The 15,090-nt window shown below is 60.6% G+C and carries 11 protein-coding genes; 8 read left to right on the forward strand and 3 right to left on the reverse strand.

Annotated features, from left to right (window positions below; genetic code table 11):
* Positions 1 to 124: 124 nt before the first annotated feature.
* The gene (locus tag J2046_RS04795; protein ID WP_210049951.1) at positions 125 to 2,116 is read right to left on the reverse strand and encodes an alpha-glucosidase; all 1,992 of its coding nucleotides are present in this window, start codon (positions 2,114 to 2,116) and stop codon (positions 125 to 127) included.
* A 25-nt stretch (positions 2,117 to 2,141) separates the two neighbouring features.
* Complete coding sequence (locus tag J2046_RS04800) at positions 2,142 to 2,846, reverse strand: GntR family transcriptional regulator (protein WP_210049952.1); 705 nt, start codon at positions 2,844 to 2,846, stop codon at positions 2,142 to 2,144.
* Between the two features lie 99 nt (positions 2,847 to 2,945).
* Here J2046_RS04800 and J2046_RS04805 point away from each other — a divergent pair, with 99 nt between their 5' ends.
* The 4 genes from J2046_RS04805 to J2046_RS04820 all read left to right on the forward strand — a co-directional run bounded on the left by J2046_RS04805 (position 2,946) and on the right by J2046_RS04820 (position 6,782).
* Positions 2,946 to 4,103 (forward strand): LLM class flavin-dependent oxidoreductase, encoded by a 1,158-nt coding sequence (locus J2046_RS04805; RefSeq protein ID WP_210049954.1) that lies wholly within the window; start codon positions 2,946 to 2,948, stop codon positions 4,101 to 4,103.
* Between the two features lie 16 nt (positions 4,104 to 4,119).
* Positions 4,120 to 5,013 (forward strand): aldo/keto reductase, encoded by an 894-nt coding sequence (locus J2046_RS04810; RefSeq protein ID WP_210049955.1) that lies wholly within the window; start codon positions 4,120 to 4,122, stop codon positions 5,011 to 5,013.
* Positions 5,010 to 5,537 (forward strand): NADH-dependent FMN reductase SmoA, encoded by a 528-nt coding sequence (smoA, locus tag J2046_RS04815; protein ID WP_210049957.1) that lies wholly within the window; start codon positions 5,010 to 5,012, stop codon positions 5,535 to 5,537. Before J2046_RS04810 ends, smoA begins: the two co-directional genes overlap by 4 nt.
* Before the next feature lie 75 nt (positions 5,538 to 5,612).
* Positions 5,613 to 6,782, forward strand: a complete 1,170-nt coding sequence (locus J2046_RS04820) for a pyridoxal phosphate-dependent aminotransferase (RefSeq protein ID WP_210049959.1) — start codon at positions 5,613 to 5,615, stop codon at positions 6,780 to 6,782.
* Between the two features lie 87 nt (positions 6,783 to 6,869).
* On the opposite strand, the gene J2046_RS04825 is transcribed toward J2046_RS04820, so the two are convergent.
* Positions 6,870 to 9,302 (reverse strand): DNA translocase FtsK, encoded by a 2,433-nt coding sequence (locus J2046_RS04825; protein WP_210049961.1) that lies wholly within the window; start codon positions 9,300 to 9,302, stop codon positions 6,870 to 6,872.
* A gap of 151 nt (positions 9,303 to 9,453) precedes the next feature.
* Here J2046_RS04825 and J2046_RS04830 point away from each other — a divergent pair, with 151 nt between their 5' ends.
* From J2046_RS04830 to nirB, 4 genes are all read left to right on the forward strand, one after another.
* Positions 9,454 to 10,041 carry an ANTAR domain-containing response regulator gene (locus J2046_RS04830; protein ID WP_210049963.1) on the forward strand — a complete coding sequence of 196 codons (588 nt, stop codon included), beginning with the start codon at positions 9,454 to 9,456 and terminating at the stop codon, positions 10,039 to 10,041.
* A 37-nt stretch (positions 10,042 to 10,078) separates the two neighbouring features.
* Positions 10,079 to 11,356: a CmpA/NrtA family ABC transporter substrate-binding protein gene (locus J2046_RS04835; RefSeq protein WP_210049964.1), complete on the forward strand. Its 1,278-nt coding sequence runs from the start codon at positions 10,079 to 10,081 to the stop codon at positions 11,354 to 11,356.
* Between the two features lie 353 nt (positions 11,357 to 11,709).
* Complete coding sequence (locus J2046_RS04840; RefSeq protein ID WP_210049965.1) at positions 11,710 to 12,552, forward strand: formate/nitrite transporter family protein; 843 nt, start codon at positions 11,710 to 11,712, stop codon at positions 12,550 to 12,552.
* 82 nt (positions 12,553 to 12,634) lie between these two features.
* The gene (gene nirB / locus J2046_RS04845; RefSeq protein ID WP_210049966.1) at positions 12,635 to 15,085 is read left to right on the forward strand and encodes a nitrite reductase large subunit NirB; all 2,451 of its coding nucleotides are present in this window, start codon (positions 12,635 to 12,637) and stop codon (positions 15,083 to 15,085) included.
* Positions 15,086 to 15,090 lie beyond the last annotated feature (5 nt).

Here is a 15,090-nt window from a genome sequence, read left to right on the forward strand (position 1 = left end):
TCGATGCGTTCATTGCTGCAATCGGTTCACTGGATCGATTGCTCAGGCTTTGCCTGACCGCTCTTCCCCCTCTCACTTGCGATTTCTCACACCTAGCTAAAGCTGAGATATCGATGCCGCCCCGTCACATCTCCGTCAACGTCGCAAAAATCTCCGCAAACGCTGCATCCTTGCGATAAAACACCGGCGGACTACCGATCGGCGAGGCGACCGTCACTTCTTGCCCGCCCGAAAACTCCTCGCCACTCCAGACATGCACCCACTTCGCACCCTCCGGCAGATATACGGCGCGCTCCTCCTGCGCCGCATGCCAGACCGGCGCCACCAGCAGTTCAGGACCGTAAAGATAGGCATCCTGGATGGTATAGGTCCTTGGATCATACTCGTAGTGCAGGAAGAGCGGTCGCTGGACCGGCAGGCCGCGGGCCGCCGCCTCCTTCGACAGCGTTTTCAGATAGGGCGCGAGATGCACGTAGATCCGCGTCATCCGTGCGAAATGCGCGAGCACCTCCGGATCCTGGTCGATCTGGATGTTGTCGCGCGGCCGGTTTCCCTCATGTGTACGCATGACCGGCGTGAAGGCGGCCATCTCCGCCCAGCGCATCAGAAGTTCGGAAGTTCGGACATTGCCGAACAAGCTCGTGTAACCGCCGATATCGGAATGGTGGTAGGCGTTGCCAAGCAGGCCTGATGACAGCGCCGCGCATATGACGGTGACGAGGCCGTCGTGACGGGAAAAATCCACCGACTGATCGCCGCCCCACAGCAGCGGGCAATGTTTCTGCACGCCGGTAAAGCCGGCGCGCATGAAGAACAGTGCCTCGCCCGCCTTGCCGCGACTCGCCACCGCCCTGGCATTGACCTCCGCCCAGAGCACCGGCCAGGCATTGTGCATCAGTTTGGCGTCGATGCCGTTCGAAAGCTCGACATCGATCGGCAGGTATTCGCCGAAATCGGCCATCCAGCCGGAAAGCCCGAAATCGAGCATGCGCCGCCCGATGATCTCCTCGGCGAACCATTCGGCGGCTTCCGGATTGGTGAAGTCGACCACGCCGCAATCGAACTCGCCGAAATCGACAATTGCTGTATGGCCGAGCTGGTCCTTGGCGAAATAGCCGCCCGCCTCAGCTTCCGGAAACAATGTCCCGTCGACGGAGAGATAGGGATTTACATAGCCGAGGAAGCGAATGCCCTGGTCGCTCAGCTCGGCGATGCGATCCCGCAGGCCGGGATACCGCTCATCGTTCGCCTGCCAGTCCCAGAAGAGGCGTGAGCCGAACGAGGTCTGGCGGATGCCGACCCAATCCTCGCACCAGAGGCCGGAGACCTGCACACCGGCCTGCCGCATCCTTTCCAGCCGGGCGAAGGAGTTGATGCCGTCCTTGAGGCCGATGATCGCTCCGTTGTAAACCCACTCCGGCAGTTCCGGCTGCCGCCCGAAACGCCGCGACAATGCTTCCACCAGTTCGATGAAGGTCGGTGCACAATAGAACTCGATCCGTTCCGGAACCGCCCAGATTTCGATCTCATGGAATGCCTTGCGCCGGAAATCGAAGACGGAATAAGCGGAAGTCTCCACATGCAGCGCGTAATGCGCCGAGGAGATATAAGTCGGCTGCGGGTAGTTGGTGTTGTAAAAATCGCCGCCGGCCTTGTCCTTCATGTTGGATTTGAAGGTGATCTCGCTCGTCTTGTCGCGCCCGACTCCCGGCTCGGAGGTCCAGAGCGGGAAACGGCGGCCGCGCATGTCGAAATAGGACATCTGTTCGCCGCCGCCCCAGACATGCTCGCCGCTCTCGGCATGGATGCGAATCCAGAGGCGGTTGATGGTGTCGTCCAGCGATCGGAAATGGATCGCAAAATCCGAGACCGTCAGTTCCAGGCGCGGCGCGCGGCCCTTCACCTCGGACAAGCTGATCCTGTTATCCTCGATCTCCACATGCCTGAGCGGACTGCGCTCTTCGATATAGTCTTCAACCTCGAAGTTGCCGCGATACATCTCCATCCGCTCCTGGCCATGACCGATGAAAATGGACGGCGAGGAGGCGCCATGACACAGGATCAGGCGTCCGTTCAGCGAGATGGAAAAGCCGTCTGGCGTCGTTTCGAATTTCATATGTGTATTGCTCAATTCGGATGACCTATCTGAGCCGCGACACATAACGCGCCACGGAATGGTCGAACCATGTATGGGAAACCTCGGCCACCACGCCATCCTGCGCCTGGCTCATGCGCAGCACATAAGGGATCGGCGAACCCGGTTTCGGTCCGAAAACCGGCGGCGCCCACTCGGGCACACTATCGAGGCAGATCCTGTCTTCCGCCCGACCGATCCAGAGGCCAAGCCGGGTGCGATAGTAGAGATAGAGGGATTCCGAAAGGTCTTCTGGCGTGATCGCCGATACATAGGAGCCGTCGAGCCAGATCTCCTCCAGCGCCACCACCTTCCCCGACAGTTTTCGGACCCGCCGAATCCTGTGTCCCTCCGGGGAAAAGCCGAACCCCGGCAGGTCCTTCGGCTTGTCAAGCCGAACAATATCCAGAACTTCGGCCGTAGGCAGCCCCCCACCTTGGATGAGCTCTAGCCGGAACATGGCATAGACGCTCTGCGGGTCGCTGATCGCCCGGATGTAGTTGCCCGACCCCTGCACCCGGTCCAGAAGCCCACGGCTCTGCAGTTCCGCCAGCGCCTTGCGCAGCGTGCCGACCGCGATCCCGAGCTCAGCCGCAAGATGGCGTTCCGGCGCAAGCTTCTCGCCATCGACCAGCCGGCCTGCCGCGATGTCGCGCACGAACAATTCGGTGATCTGCAGATAGATCGGCAGGCTGCCCGGATGGCTTTCCATGAACTCCCGCTCCTCTCCCGGGAAAAATTGATACATCATTGATCTACATCAAAACGGATGTTATGCAAGTGACAATCGTCAAACGCGGAGGAGGAACTGATGACCGTCGTACCCATCACATCGCCGGATCTCGATGCGGCCGAGGTTTCCTGGTTCGCGGCTCTCTGCTCCGATGACTATGCCTATCTCGGGGTGCCGGACGATGCGCTCAAATCGAGCTTCGAACACTGCTCCGACATCGTGAAGCGCGCCGAAACTCTGGGTTTTCGCAACATCCTCTGCCCCTCCTCCTATCAGGTGGGTCAAGACACATTGAGCTTCGTCGCAGCCTGTTCGCAGATCACCGACAGGATCAATTTTCTCGCGGCCATCCGCTGCGGCGAGATGCAGCCGATCATGCTCGCCCGCACAGTCGCAACGCTAGATCACATGCTGAAGGGCCGGTTGACGCTCAACATCATCAGCTCGGATTTCCCGGGCGAGGTTGCCGACAGTGCCTTCCGTTACCGCCGCAGCCATGAGGTCGTGCAGATCCTGCGCCAGGCATGGACGCGCGACACGATCGATCATGAGGGCGAGGTCTACAACTTCAAGGGCCTCACCACTGACCCGGCGAGACCTTACCAGCAGAACGGTGGGCCGCTTCTCTATTTCGGCGGCTACTCTCCAGACGCGCTGGAGCTCTGCGGCGCCCAATGCGACGTTTATCTTATGTGGCCGGAACCGAAGGAACAGATAGCCGAGCGTATGAAGGCGGTTCATGCCCGTGCCGAGGCGCATGGCCGCACTCTCGACTATGGCCTGCGCATCCATATGATCGTCCGTGATACCGAGCAGGAAGCCCGCGAATATGCCGAACACCTTGTCTCGAAACTTGATGACGAATACGGCCGGCTGATCCGCAACCGCGCCCATGACAGCACCTCGCTTGGCGTATCGCATCAGGCTCGAACCCGCGAACTCGCCGACAAGTTCGGCTATGCCGAGCCGCATCTCTGGACCGGCATCGGCCGGGCGCGTTCGGGTTGCGGCGCGGCGCTCGTCGGCTCGGCCGACCAGGTTCTTTCCGAGATCGAGGAATACAGAAAGATGGGTATCCGGGCCTTCATCTTTTCCGGCTATCCGCATCTCGACGAGGCGGAACATTTCGGTCAGAAAGTGCTGCCGCAGCTGAAAACCTGCTCGCTGCCGCATGTCTATGGCCGGGTCCCGGCCGAAACACCCGCAACGCCGCTGTGCGCAGGGATACGATACTAATGGGAAAACACCACTGATGGACCGCATCCAACTTTCGCCAGAACTCGAACTGAGCCGTCTCGTCTACGGCCTGTGGCGCATCGGAGACGACAGCAACACCTCTTCGAAACATGTCCAGGCCAAGATCGAAACCTGCCTGGCGCAGGGCATCACCACCATGGACAATGCCGATATCTATGGCGGCTACACGGCCGAGGTTACCTTCGGCGCAGCGCTGAAGGCTTCACCTTCGCTGCGCGGCAAGATCGAGATCGTCACGAAATGCGGCATCGTTGCGCCGGCCGGCCGGCATTCCGCGGTTCGCGGCAAGCACTATGATACCAGCGCCGAGCATATCAACGCGTCGGTCGAAGCCTCGCTGCGGGATATGGCGACCGACTACGTCGACCTCCTGCTGATCCATCGTCCCGATCCGTTCATGGATCCCGATGAAACAGGACCGGCGCTTGATGCCCTTGTCGCATCCGGAAAGGTGCGCGCCGTCGGCGTCTCCAATTTCCGGCCTTACGATTTCTCGTTGCTACAGTCCTCGATGGAATCCCAGCTCCTTACCAACCAGATCGAGATCAGCCTGCTGGCAACAGACGTCTTCACGAATGGCGATCTCGCCTATCTGCAGGAACGTGCCATTGCGCCGATGGCCTGGTCGCCGCTCGGTGGTGGTTCACTCTTCAAGCCGGAAAATGCGGCATTGATCGCGGTGCTGGAACGCATCGCGGTCGAACAGGGGGTCGACGCGACCGCCGTCGCAGTCGCCTGGCTGCTTGCCCATCCGGCCAATATCCTGCCGGTGCTCGGCACCAACAATCCCGACCGCATCAAGAAGATCGGCGATGCTACGAAAGTGGCGATCGACCGCCAGACCTGGTTCGAACTCTACACCGCAGCTATCGGAAAGCCTGTGCCATGACGTTATCCGCCAACGCCACCCATGGACCCAACGAACAGGTCTTCGTTCCGGACGCATCAACCGTCAAGCATTACCGCAATGCGCTCGGCGCGTTCACGACAGGGGTGACGGTGGTGACGGTAAGAACACCTGACGGGCCGATCGGCATGACGGTGAACAGTTTCACCTCCGTGTCGCTCGACCCGCCGCTCGTCCTTTGGTCTCCCGCAAAAAGCTCGTCCCGCCACGGAGCCTTCACGGCAGCCGACCATTTCGCCATCCACGTGCTGAGCGTCGAGCAAGACCGCTTGAGCGCCCGCTTCACCCGCTGCGGTTTGGGCTTCGACGATCTGCATTGGCTGGAAAACCTCGAAGGCGTGCCGGTCATCCCCGGCACGCTGGCCCGCTTTGAGTGCAAACTCTCCTCCATGCACGATGCAGGCGACCATACGTTGATCCTGGGTCGCGTGCTTCGCGCCGCCCATCGCGAGGGCGATCCCTTGTGTTTCTCCCGCGGCACATTCGGCCGTTTTCAAGGCCACTGAAGTCGGAAAAACATTGACCGGCGCATGGGCCAGGCCTACGCAGGAAAACACCCTTCCAGCATCGACAGGCCCTCCATGACCATTATCAGACCGGATATCAGCGCCCGCGCCGCGGCAGCGCCGCGCAGCGGCATCGGAGAGATCGTCACTCACGCCCGCGGCCGGGAGAACCTGATGCCGCTCTGGATCGGCGAAGGCGACCTGCCGACGCCGGATTTCATCACCCGCGCGGCCAGCGAGGCCCTGCTCGCCGGCGAGACCTTCTACACCTGGACACAAGGCATTCCACCGCTTCGTGAAGCGATCGTCCGCTATTACCGGCGGCACTACGGCACCAGCCTGTCGACCGACAATATCTACGTCACCGGCTCAGGTATGCAGTCGATCGTTCTCGCCATCCAGACGGTCGCCTCCGCCGGTAACGAGATCGTCTATCTTTCTCCCGCCTGGCCGAATGTGGTGAACTCGATCGGTGTCGCGGAAGCCCGGGCCGTGCCCGTCCAGCTGGGTTTTGCCGACGGCCGCTGGGTGCTCGACATAGAACGCCTGAAGGCGGCGATCACGCCGAAAACCAGCGCGCTGTTCATCAATTCGCCATCCAATCCAACCGGTTGGACGGCTACGCATGAAGACCTGAAGGCGATCCTCGAACTTGCCCGCGAGCACGGCCTTTGGATCATTGCCGACGAGATTTACGGCCTCTATTATTTCGGGGGCACCCGCGCGCCGTCCTTCATTGACGTAATGGAGCCGGAAGACCGGATCATCTTCGCCAATTCCTTCTCCAAGAACTGGTGCATGACCGGATGGCGCGTCGGCTGGATGGTGGCGCCTGCCGAGATCGGCCAGACGCTGACCAACCTCATCCAGTATTCGACCTCGGGTGTTGCGCAATTCATGCAGAAAGGCGCAATCGCCGCCCTTGAAGAGGGCGACGATTTCATCCGTTCGAATATCGAGCGAGCGCGAAAATCGCGCGACATTCTCTGCGATGCGCTGATCGCCACCAACCGCGTGGAAACGCGCAAGCCCGACGGTGCCCTCTATGCCTTCCTGAAGATAGACGGCGTCACCGACAGCCGTGAGGAAGCGTTCAGGATCGTCGACAAGACAGGCGTCGGCATGGCGCCGGGCACCGCCTTCGGTCCGGGCGGTGCAGCCTTCATGCGCGCCTGCTATCTGCGCGATCCGCTGCAGATCGGGGACGCCGCCGAGCGGCTCAGCGATTATATCCGCAGGCGTTGAGTCTACCTCTCCCCTTGTGGGAGAGGTTACAAAATCATGATCTTAGCAAAGCTAAGTCATAGATTTTGTTGGTGAGGGGGCCTCGCCTCACTCCTCAAAACCGTCCTGCACCGCCGCACTCGGTCGTCCGCCCGTGATGATCTCGCGCTTGCCGACGTGATTGGCTGGACCGACCAGACCCTCCTTCTCCATGCGTTCCACCAGCGACGCGGCACGATTGTAACCGATCGACAAGCGCCGCTGGATATAGGAGGTCGAGCACTTCCGATCCTTCATGACCACCTTGACGGCCTTGTCGTAAAGTTCGTCGGTGTCATCACCGCCCATGGCGCTCTTGTCGAAGACGGCTTCCTGCGAAACGTCCTCTTCCTCGGCCTCCTCTTCGTCCTCCGTGACCGTGCCGAGATAATCCGGCCGCCCCTGTGTCTTGAGGTGACGGACGACCGATTCCACTTCTGCGTCGGAGACGAACGGGCCGTGGACACGGGAAATCCGCCCGCCGCCCGCCATATGCAGCATGTCGCCCTGGCCGAGCAGATGTTCAGCCCCCTGCTCCCCGAGGATCGTGCGGCTGTCGATCTTCGAAGTAACCTGGAAGGAAATACGGGTTGGGAAATTCGCCTTGATCGTGCCCGTGATGACGTCGACGGAGGGACGCTGGGTTGCCATGATGAGATGGATGCCGGCGGCACGTGCCATTTGCGCCAGCCGCTGGATCGCGCCTTCGATATCCTTGCCGGCGACCATCATCAGGTCGGCCATCTCGTCGACGATGACGACGATATAAGGCATCGGCGAAAGGTCCATCTCCTGTTCCTCGTAGAGGAGTTCGCCCGTCGTGCGATCAAAGCCCGACTGAACGTTGACGGAGATGACCTCACCCTTTTCGCGGGCGCTTGCGGCACGCTGGTTGTAGCCGTCGATATTGCGAACCCCGAGGCGCGACATCTTGCGATAGCGATCTTCCATCTCGCGCACCGCCCATTTCAACGCCAGCACGGCCTTTTTGGGGTCGGTCACGACAGGCGTCAGGAGATGCGGAATGCCGTCATAGACCGAGAGTTCCAGCATCTTCGGGTCGATCATGATCAGCCGGCATTCCTCCGGACGCAGCCGGTAAAGAAGCGACAGGATCATGGTGTTGATGGCAACCGACTTGCCCGAACCGGTCGTGCCGGCGACGAGCAGGTGCGGCATCTTCGCGAGTTCTGCAATCACCGGCTCGCCACCGATCGTCTTGCCGAGGCAGAGCGCCAACCGGTGCTTTGTCTCCCAATAGTCCTCACATTCGATCAGTTCGCGAAAATAGACCGTCTCGCGCGTTGCGTTCGGCAGTTCTATGCCGATGACGTTACGACCCGGCACGACGGCAACGCGGGCGGACAGGGCCGACATCGACCGGGCGATATCGTCCGAAAGGCCGATGACACGGGAAGATTTGACGCCGGGTGCCGGTTCGAATTCGTAGAGCGTGACGACTGGACCCGGCCGCACGTCAATGATCTCTCCGCGGACGCCGAAGTCTTCGAGAATGCTTTCGAGCAAACCGGCGCTCTGTTGCAGGGCGTCGGGCTGCATCGCCTGGCCGCGCTCGCCCCGCGGTTCCTGCAGAAGCGAGATCGGCGGGAATTCGTATTCCGCCACCGCCGGACGGACCGTCTGCGGACGCGCCTTTTCCGGATGCGGCGCCGGTCCGGAGACTGCCACAGGAACGGGGCGCGGAGGCTCCGCCACAACCGGGGCTTCCGACTTGAGGACCTGTTGAGCAACTTGAGTAACCGGCTGTCCAGGCACCGCCGGCTCAGGCGTCTTGACCTGTTCCGGTCTCGGGGAAGGCACAACCATCACCGTCCTGATTGCTGTCTTCCGCGGTACTTCGCGATAAAGCGCCGCGACCGAGCCGGTCAGCTCCGGAACGATACGGGACACGCCCGGCTCGGCTGGCGCAATTGCCGGCTCGGCTATGGTTGGTCCCTCAAGCTCAAAGGGCATGGCATCCCAGAAAGCATAGTCGGAGATCGCAATGTCGCGCCGGGCCGAAGTGGCTACCGGCATTTCCTGAACGGGTTCCGGCATGGCAACCTCAATAAAATTCTCTGGCATTACGGCAGTTTTTGACATTTCCGCCGCGTTCTGCCGCATCGTCGTCGCAAGCCGTTGCAGGCCGGCAATCTGTTCGATCGGCTCTGGTATCTCCTGCGCGGCATCCGCATCATTCGCCGCCGTTTCAAAGATCTCGGACGGGAAGGCCTCAAAATCCTCGGCCTGTTCTTCGTCCGTCAGCACCTTGGCCGGCTCGAACGGCTCCGACTTGCGATTCGGAACCTTTTCCGGCGTCCGCGTGAAGCGCACGTTCGGCGCCAGACGGAAAGCCGCCTGCCAGGGCGCCTGCTCCACGACGGGCTGGTTGAATTCCGCCAGACTTTGCTGGCGGATGTTCTGCCGCGCTCCGTCGACTGCATCGTCTTCAGCGCTGGCCTGGTCGGAACTCTGAGGGAAATTATGACGAGAAAATTGCATGAGAACCGGACGAAATACGAGAGTGGCACATGCTTCCATGGAGTAAAAAATAAAGGTTAACCGGTTCTTTCCGTCCGGCCGGAGATGGAACAAATCCGCAAATGTGATCGTGGGCTTGCCAAGATTGCTGCGCTGCGGCAACACTATGGGAATGTCAGCGCCCGATCTCACCATTCTGGTTATCGACGAAAATGCCATCCGCGCTTCCATCATCGAGGAAGGGCTGCGGGAGGCTGGGCATGGCAATGTCACGGTCATCCATGAAGTGAACGGCGTTGCCCGGATCATCGAAACGCTGAGACCGGACGTCATCGTCATCGACATTGAGAACCCGAACCGCGACATGATGGAACATCTGTTCCAACTCACCCGCACGGTGAGCCGGCCGATCGCCATGTTTGTCGACCGCTCAGACACGGCCTCGATCGAAGCCGCCGTCGAGGCTGGCGTCTCGGCTTATGTGGTCGATGGTTTGAAGAAGGAGCGCGTCAAGCCGATCCTCGACATGGCGGTCAGCCGCTTCAACGCCTTCAGCCGCCTGCAGCGCGAACTTGCGGATGCCAAATCGGCACTGGAAGAGCGCAAGGTCATCGAGCGTGCCAAGGGGATTCTCATGAAGATGCGAGGCTTGTCGGAGGAGGATGCCTTCGCGCTGCTGCGCCAGACAGCCATGAACGAGAAGAAGAAAATGTCGGAGATCGCCCAAAGCGTGGTGACTGCGGCCGGGCTATTGATGTGATGGTTTCGAGTAGGAAAGTATCCGGGAGACTGCCGGAGTGAATATGATGACGAAGATCAGCCAATCCGGAAGCAATCTTGCCGCACCCTCTCGTTCCAATGGCGAAGGTCCAAAAGTGCTGCGCGCCGGTTTCATTCCGTTGGTCGATGCCTCCGTGCTGATCGCGGCAGCCGAATTCGGTTTTGCCAAAAAGGAGGGATTGACGCTCGATCTGGTGAAGGACGTCTCCTGGGCCAACGTGCGGGACCGCCTCGCCTTCAGGCAGTTCGATATCGCCCATATGCTGTCGCCCATGCCGGTTGCCTCCATGCTTGGTCTCGGCTCCAACCCCTCCCCCACCATTGCACCGCTTTCCCTCGGCCGCGGCGGTAATGCCATTACGCTGTCGATCCGGCTGTTCGAGCGGATGTGCGAAGTCGGAGGGATTTCGGAGACGGCGAGCGCGCTGGAAAACGCCCAGGCGCTCGCAAAGGTGCTGCAGGTCATAAAGGAGCGCGGCGAACCGCTGCTAACGCTCGGCATGACCTATCCCTTCTCCTCCCACAACTACGAGTTCCGCTATTGGCTCGCCGCCGGCGGCATCGATCCCGACCGCGACGTGAAGCTCATCGTGGTACCGCCGCCGCTGACTTCCGACGCACTGGCCGCCGGTGCCATCGACGGCTTCTGTGTCGGCGCGCCGTGGAACATGGTGGCCTCCGGGCGGGGCGTCGGCCGCATCGTCGCCGCCAAACAAGACATCTGGCCCTCCGCTCCGGAAAAGGTCATCGGTATGCGGCCGGAATGGGCCGAAAGTCATCCGGAGACCGTCTCACGGCTCATTGTCGCGCTGGACGCCGCGGCGCGATGGTGCGACGACACCGAAAACCATGACGCTTTGGCCGAGGCGCTGACCGATCCGCGCTTCATCGCGGCTCCCGTCGATATCATCCGCCATGTGCTTGCCGGCGAATTCAGTCTCGACGCCAAAGGCAACCGCCGGGTCATCGCCGACTATTTCACTTTCCATCGCGATTTCGCGAACTATCCGCGGCCGAACCATGCGCTGTGGATTTACAGCCAGATGATCCGCTGGGGCCAGACTACCTTCAGCGAGGCAGGCCTGAATGCGGCTAAAGGCGCCTATCGCCCTGATCTCTATCGGAAAGCTCTAGGCATCGGCTCGGACGATTCCGATATCGGCCTCGAAGGCGACCGAGAGGACGACCGCTTCATGGACGGGCACGTTTTCGACCCCTCGAACATACCAGCCTATGTCGAAAAATTTGCCGTCCGCAGTGCTCTTGCAAGCCATTTCGACAGCCATGAAATCTAACAGGGATTGGCATCTGCACATACCTGATGCTCTCATTTCAGCAATCGCACAAAAATATTGCACCGAATCTACCCGCCGATAATTTAAGCGAGACATCCAACAGGATAAAATTCCATTTTTTCAGTTATTTACTGAAAACACCAAAATTGGCACGCGGTTTGCATCATAGTTTTTGCACCGGTCAATGGCGATCGGCGCGGATGAGCGCGCCATAAGCGTTTACACAGACATCGACGTCGCAAGGTTTTGCTGTCCGGGACACCTCCCTTCCCGTGGACGCAAACTCCGAGCGGCGTTTTTTTGTGCTGAGTTTCTGGTCATCGGCCACGTCCAAAACAAGAAGGGGAATTGAAATGGCCTACGTCACGCCCGCCGATTTCGTCACCAAAATGATTGATGCCGGCGAATCCAAGATCTTCATGTCCACCCGGGACACGCTCATCCGCGCCTATATGGCAGGGGCGATCCTGGCATTGGCCGCCGCGTTCGCGGTCACCATCAATGTCCAGACCGGACAGCCGCTCGCCGGCGCCATCCTATTCCCGGTTGGCTTCTGTTTGCTCTATCTGATGGGATTCGACCTTCTGACGGGCGTCTTCACACTTGCGCCGCTCGCGCTCATAGACAAGCGCCCCGGGGTCACCCCCGGCGGCGTCTTGCGCAACTGGAGCCTCGTCTTCATCGGCAATTTCGCCGGCGCGTTGACGGTGGCGGTGATGATGGCCATCGTCTTTACCTTCGGCTTCACCACCGAACCGAATGCGGTCGGTCAGGCGATCGGCCATATCGGCGAAGGCCGGACGGTGGGCTACGCGGCCCACGGCGCCGGCGGCATGCTGACGCTCTTCATTCGCGGCGTCCTGTGCAACTGGATGGTCTCCACCGGCGTCGTGGCCGCCATGATGTCTACCTCGGTATCCGGCAAGGTGATCGGAATGTGGATGCCGATCATGCTGTTCTTCTACATGGGCTTCGAGCACTCCATCGTGAACATGTTCCTCTTCCCCTCGGGTCTGATGCTCGGCGGCAAGTTCTCGATCATGGATTACTTCATCTGGAACGAGATCCCCACCGTGGTCGGCAACCTGGTCGGCGGCCTCGCGTTTGTAGGCCTCTCTCTGTATGCGACGCATTCCCGCACGGCTGCAAAGCGGGCGTCGATGGCAAAGACCCCGGCCCTCGTTGCCGCTGAATAACGCCACCTTATGGGCTCTGCAGATCAAGCAGAGCCCATCCCCCCAGACTGCATCAGCAGGAATCTGATGGAGAAATGAGCGCATGACCGAAAAACTCGTCATCATCGGCAATGGCATGGCCCCGGGGCGCATGCTGGAGCACCTCTTCGAACAGGCGCCCGGTCGCTTTGAGGTCACGATCTTCAACGCCGAACCGCGCGTCAACTACGACCGCATCATGCTCTCACCGGTCCTTTCCGGCGAAAAGACCTATGAGCAGATCGTTATTCATGGCGACGGCTGGTACATCGATCATGGCATCACCCTCTACAAGGGTCACAAGATCGTCGCGATCGACCGTGAAAAGAAGACCGTAACGTCTGATCACGGCGTTACCGAAAGCTACGACAAGCTGGTGATCGCCACCGGTTCTGTACCGTTCATCATCCCGGTGCCGGGCAAGGACCTGCCTGGCGTCATCACTTATCGCGACCTCGATGACGTCAACGCCATGCTGCTCGCCGCCCAGTCGCGCGAGAAGGCAATCGTCATCGGCGGCGGCTTGCTGGGGCTCGAAGCCGCGGCCGGCCTTGCCCAGCGCGGCATGGATGTGACCGTATTGCATGTCATGCCGACGTTGATGGAACGCCAGCTCGACCCCGCCGCCGGCTATCTGCTGCAGAAGGCCGTCGAGGAGCGCGGCATCAAGGTCCTCTGCAAGGCCAACACCAAACAGATCATCGGCAACGGCAAGGTCGAAGGGGTCGAGCTGGATGACGGTCGTGTCATCCCGGCAACTCTCGTCGTCATGGCCGTGGGCATCCGCCCGAATGTGACGCTCGCCAAGGAAGCCGGCCTTGCCGTCAACCGCGGCATCGTCGTCGATGCCGGCATGGGAACCTCGGATGGAGATATCCTGGCGCTTGGCGAATGCGCTGAGGTCGGAGGCCAGGTCTATGGCCTCGTCGCGCCGCTCTATGAAATGGCCCGCGTCGCAGCGGCTCATCTTGCGGGTGAGACGACGGCCAGCTTCGTCCATCAGGACACACCGACAAAGCTCAAGGTAACGGGCATCGACCTTTATTCGCTTGGCGACTTCGCCGATGGTGACGACCGGCAGGAGATCGTGCTTCGCGATGCGACCGCCGGCATCTACAAGCGCCTTGTTATCAAGAACAACCGCATTATCGGTACCGTTCTCTATGGCGAGACATCCGACGGCGCCTGGTTCAACGATCTGAAGAAGAAGGCAACCGACATCTCCGAGATGCGCGACACGCTGATCTTCGGCCAGGCCTATCAGGGGGGATCCCCGCTGGACCCTATGGCGGCCGTTGCAGCCTTGCCGGATGATGCGGAAATCTGCGGCTGCAACGGCGTCTGCAAGGGTAAGATCACTGCGACGATCACTGCCAAGGGCCTGACCTCGCTGGACGACGTGCGCGCCCACACCAAGGCGTCGGCCTCCTGCGGCTCGTGCACCGGTCTCGTCGAACAGCTCATGGCGCTCACCCTCGGCGACAAATACAATCCCGCAGCCGTGCAGCCGATGTGTCCCTGCACCGAGCTTGGCCATGACGATGTGCGCCGGCTCATCAAGGCAAAGAAGTTGAAGACCATTCCGGCCGTCATGCAGGAACTGGAATGGAAGACCTCCTGCGGCTGCGCCAAGTGCCGCCCGGCACTCAACTACTACCTCGTCTGCGACTGGCCGGACGAATATGCCGACGACTACCAGTCGCGCTTCATCAACGAACGCGTCCACGCCAACATCCAGAAGGACGGCACCTATTCCGTCGTGCCGCGCATGTGGGGTGGTGTCACCAATTCGCAGGAATTGCGTGCGATCGCCGATGTGGTCGACAAGTTCGCCATTCCGATGGTGAAGGTGACCGGCGGCCAGCGCATCGACCTGCTCGGCGTCGAGAAGGAAGACCTTCCCGCTGTCTGGGCCGATCTCGGCAAGGCCGGTTTTGTCTCCGGCCAGGCTTATGCCAAAGGGCTTCGCACCGTGAAGACCTGCGTCGGCTCCGATTGGTGCCGCTTCGGCACTCAGGATTCGACCGGACTGGGCATCCGCATCGAGAAATTCATGTGGGGGTCCTGGACGCCGGCCAAGCTGAAGATGGCCGTTTCCGGCTGTCCCAGAAACTGCGCCGAGGCGACCTGCAAGGACATCGGCATCATCTGCGTCGATTCCGGTTTCGAGATCCACTTCGCCGGCGCCGCCGGCCTCGACATCAAGGGAACGGAAGTGCTCGGACTGGTTAGGACCGAGGATGAGGCGCTCGAGCATATCGTCGCGCTTACCCAGATGTATCGCGAGCAGGGCCGCTATCTGGAGCGCATCTACAAGTGGGCGAAGCGCATCGGGCTCGACGAGATCCGCCGGCAGATCATGGAGGATCACGACAAGCGCAAGGCCTATTACGAACGCTTCGTGTTCTCCCAGAAATTCGCGCAGGTCGATCCCTGGTCGGAACGGGTCTCCGGCAAGGACAAACACGAGTTCAAGCCGATGGCGACCGTCGGTTATCCGCAGGCGGCTGAGTGATGGAG

The organism is Neorhizobium petrolearium (assembly GCF_017873175.1).
GTDB lineage: Bacteria > Pseudomonadota > Alphaproteobacteria > Rhizobiales > Rhizobiaceae > Neorhizobium > Neorhizobium petrolearium.

Excerpts from the sequence above, each read along its gene's own strand:
- J2046_RS04795 (WP_210049951.1), bottom strand. The coding sequence starts at position 2,116 with ATGAAATTCGAAACGACGCCAGACGGCTTTTCCATCTCGCTGAACGGA.
- J2046_RS04800 (WP_210049952.1), bottom strand. The coding sequence starts at position 2,846 with ATGGAAAGCCATCCGGGCAGCCTGCCGATCTATCTGCAGATCACCGAA.
- J2046_RS04805 (WP_210049954.1), top strand. The coding sequence starts at position 2,946 with ATGACCGTCGTACCCATCACATCGCCGGATCTCGATGCGGCCGAGGTT.
- J2046_RS04810 (WP_210049955.1), top strand. The coding sequence starts at position 4,120 with ATGGACCGCATCCAACTTTCGCCAGAACTCGAACTGAGCCGTCTCGTC.
- smoA (WP_210049957.1), top strand. The coding sequence starts at position 5,010 with ATGACGTTATCCGCCAACGCCACCCATGGACCCAACGAACAGGTCTTC.
- J2046_RS04820 (WP_210049959.1), top strand. The coding sequence starts at position 5,613 with ATGACCATTATCAGACCGGATATCAGCGCCCGCGCCGCGGCAGCGCCG.
- J2046_RS04825 (WP_210049961.1), bottom strand. The coding sequence starts at position 9,302 with ATGCAATTTTCTCGTCATAATTTCCCTCAGAGTTCCGACCAGGCCAGC.
- J2046_RS04830 (WP_210049963.1), top strand. The coding sequence starts at position 9,454 with ATGTCAGCGCCCGATCTCACCATTCTGGTTATCGACGAAAATGCCATC.
- J2046_RS04840 (WP_210049965.1), top strand. The coding sequence starts at position 11,710 with ATGGCCTACGTCACGCCCGCCGATTTCGTCACCAAAATGATTGATGCC.
- nirB (WP_210049966.1), top strand. The coding sequence starts at position 12,635 with ATGACCGAAAAACTCGTCATCATCGGCAATGGCATGGCCCCGGGGCGC.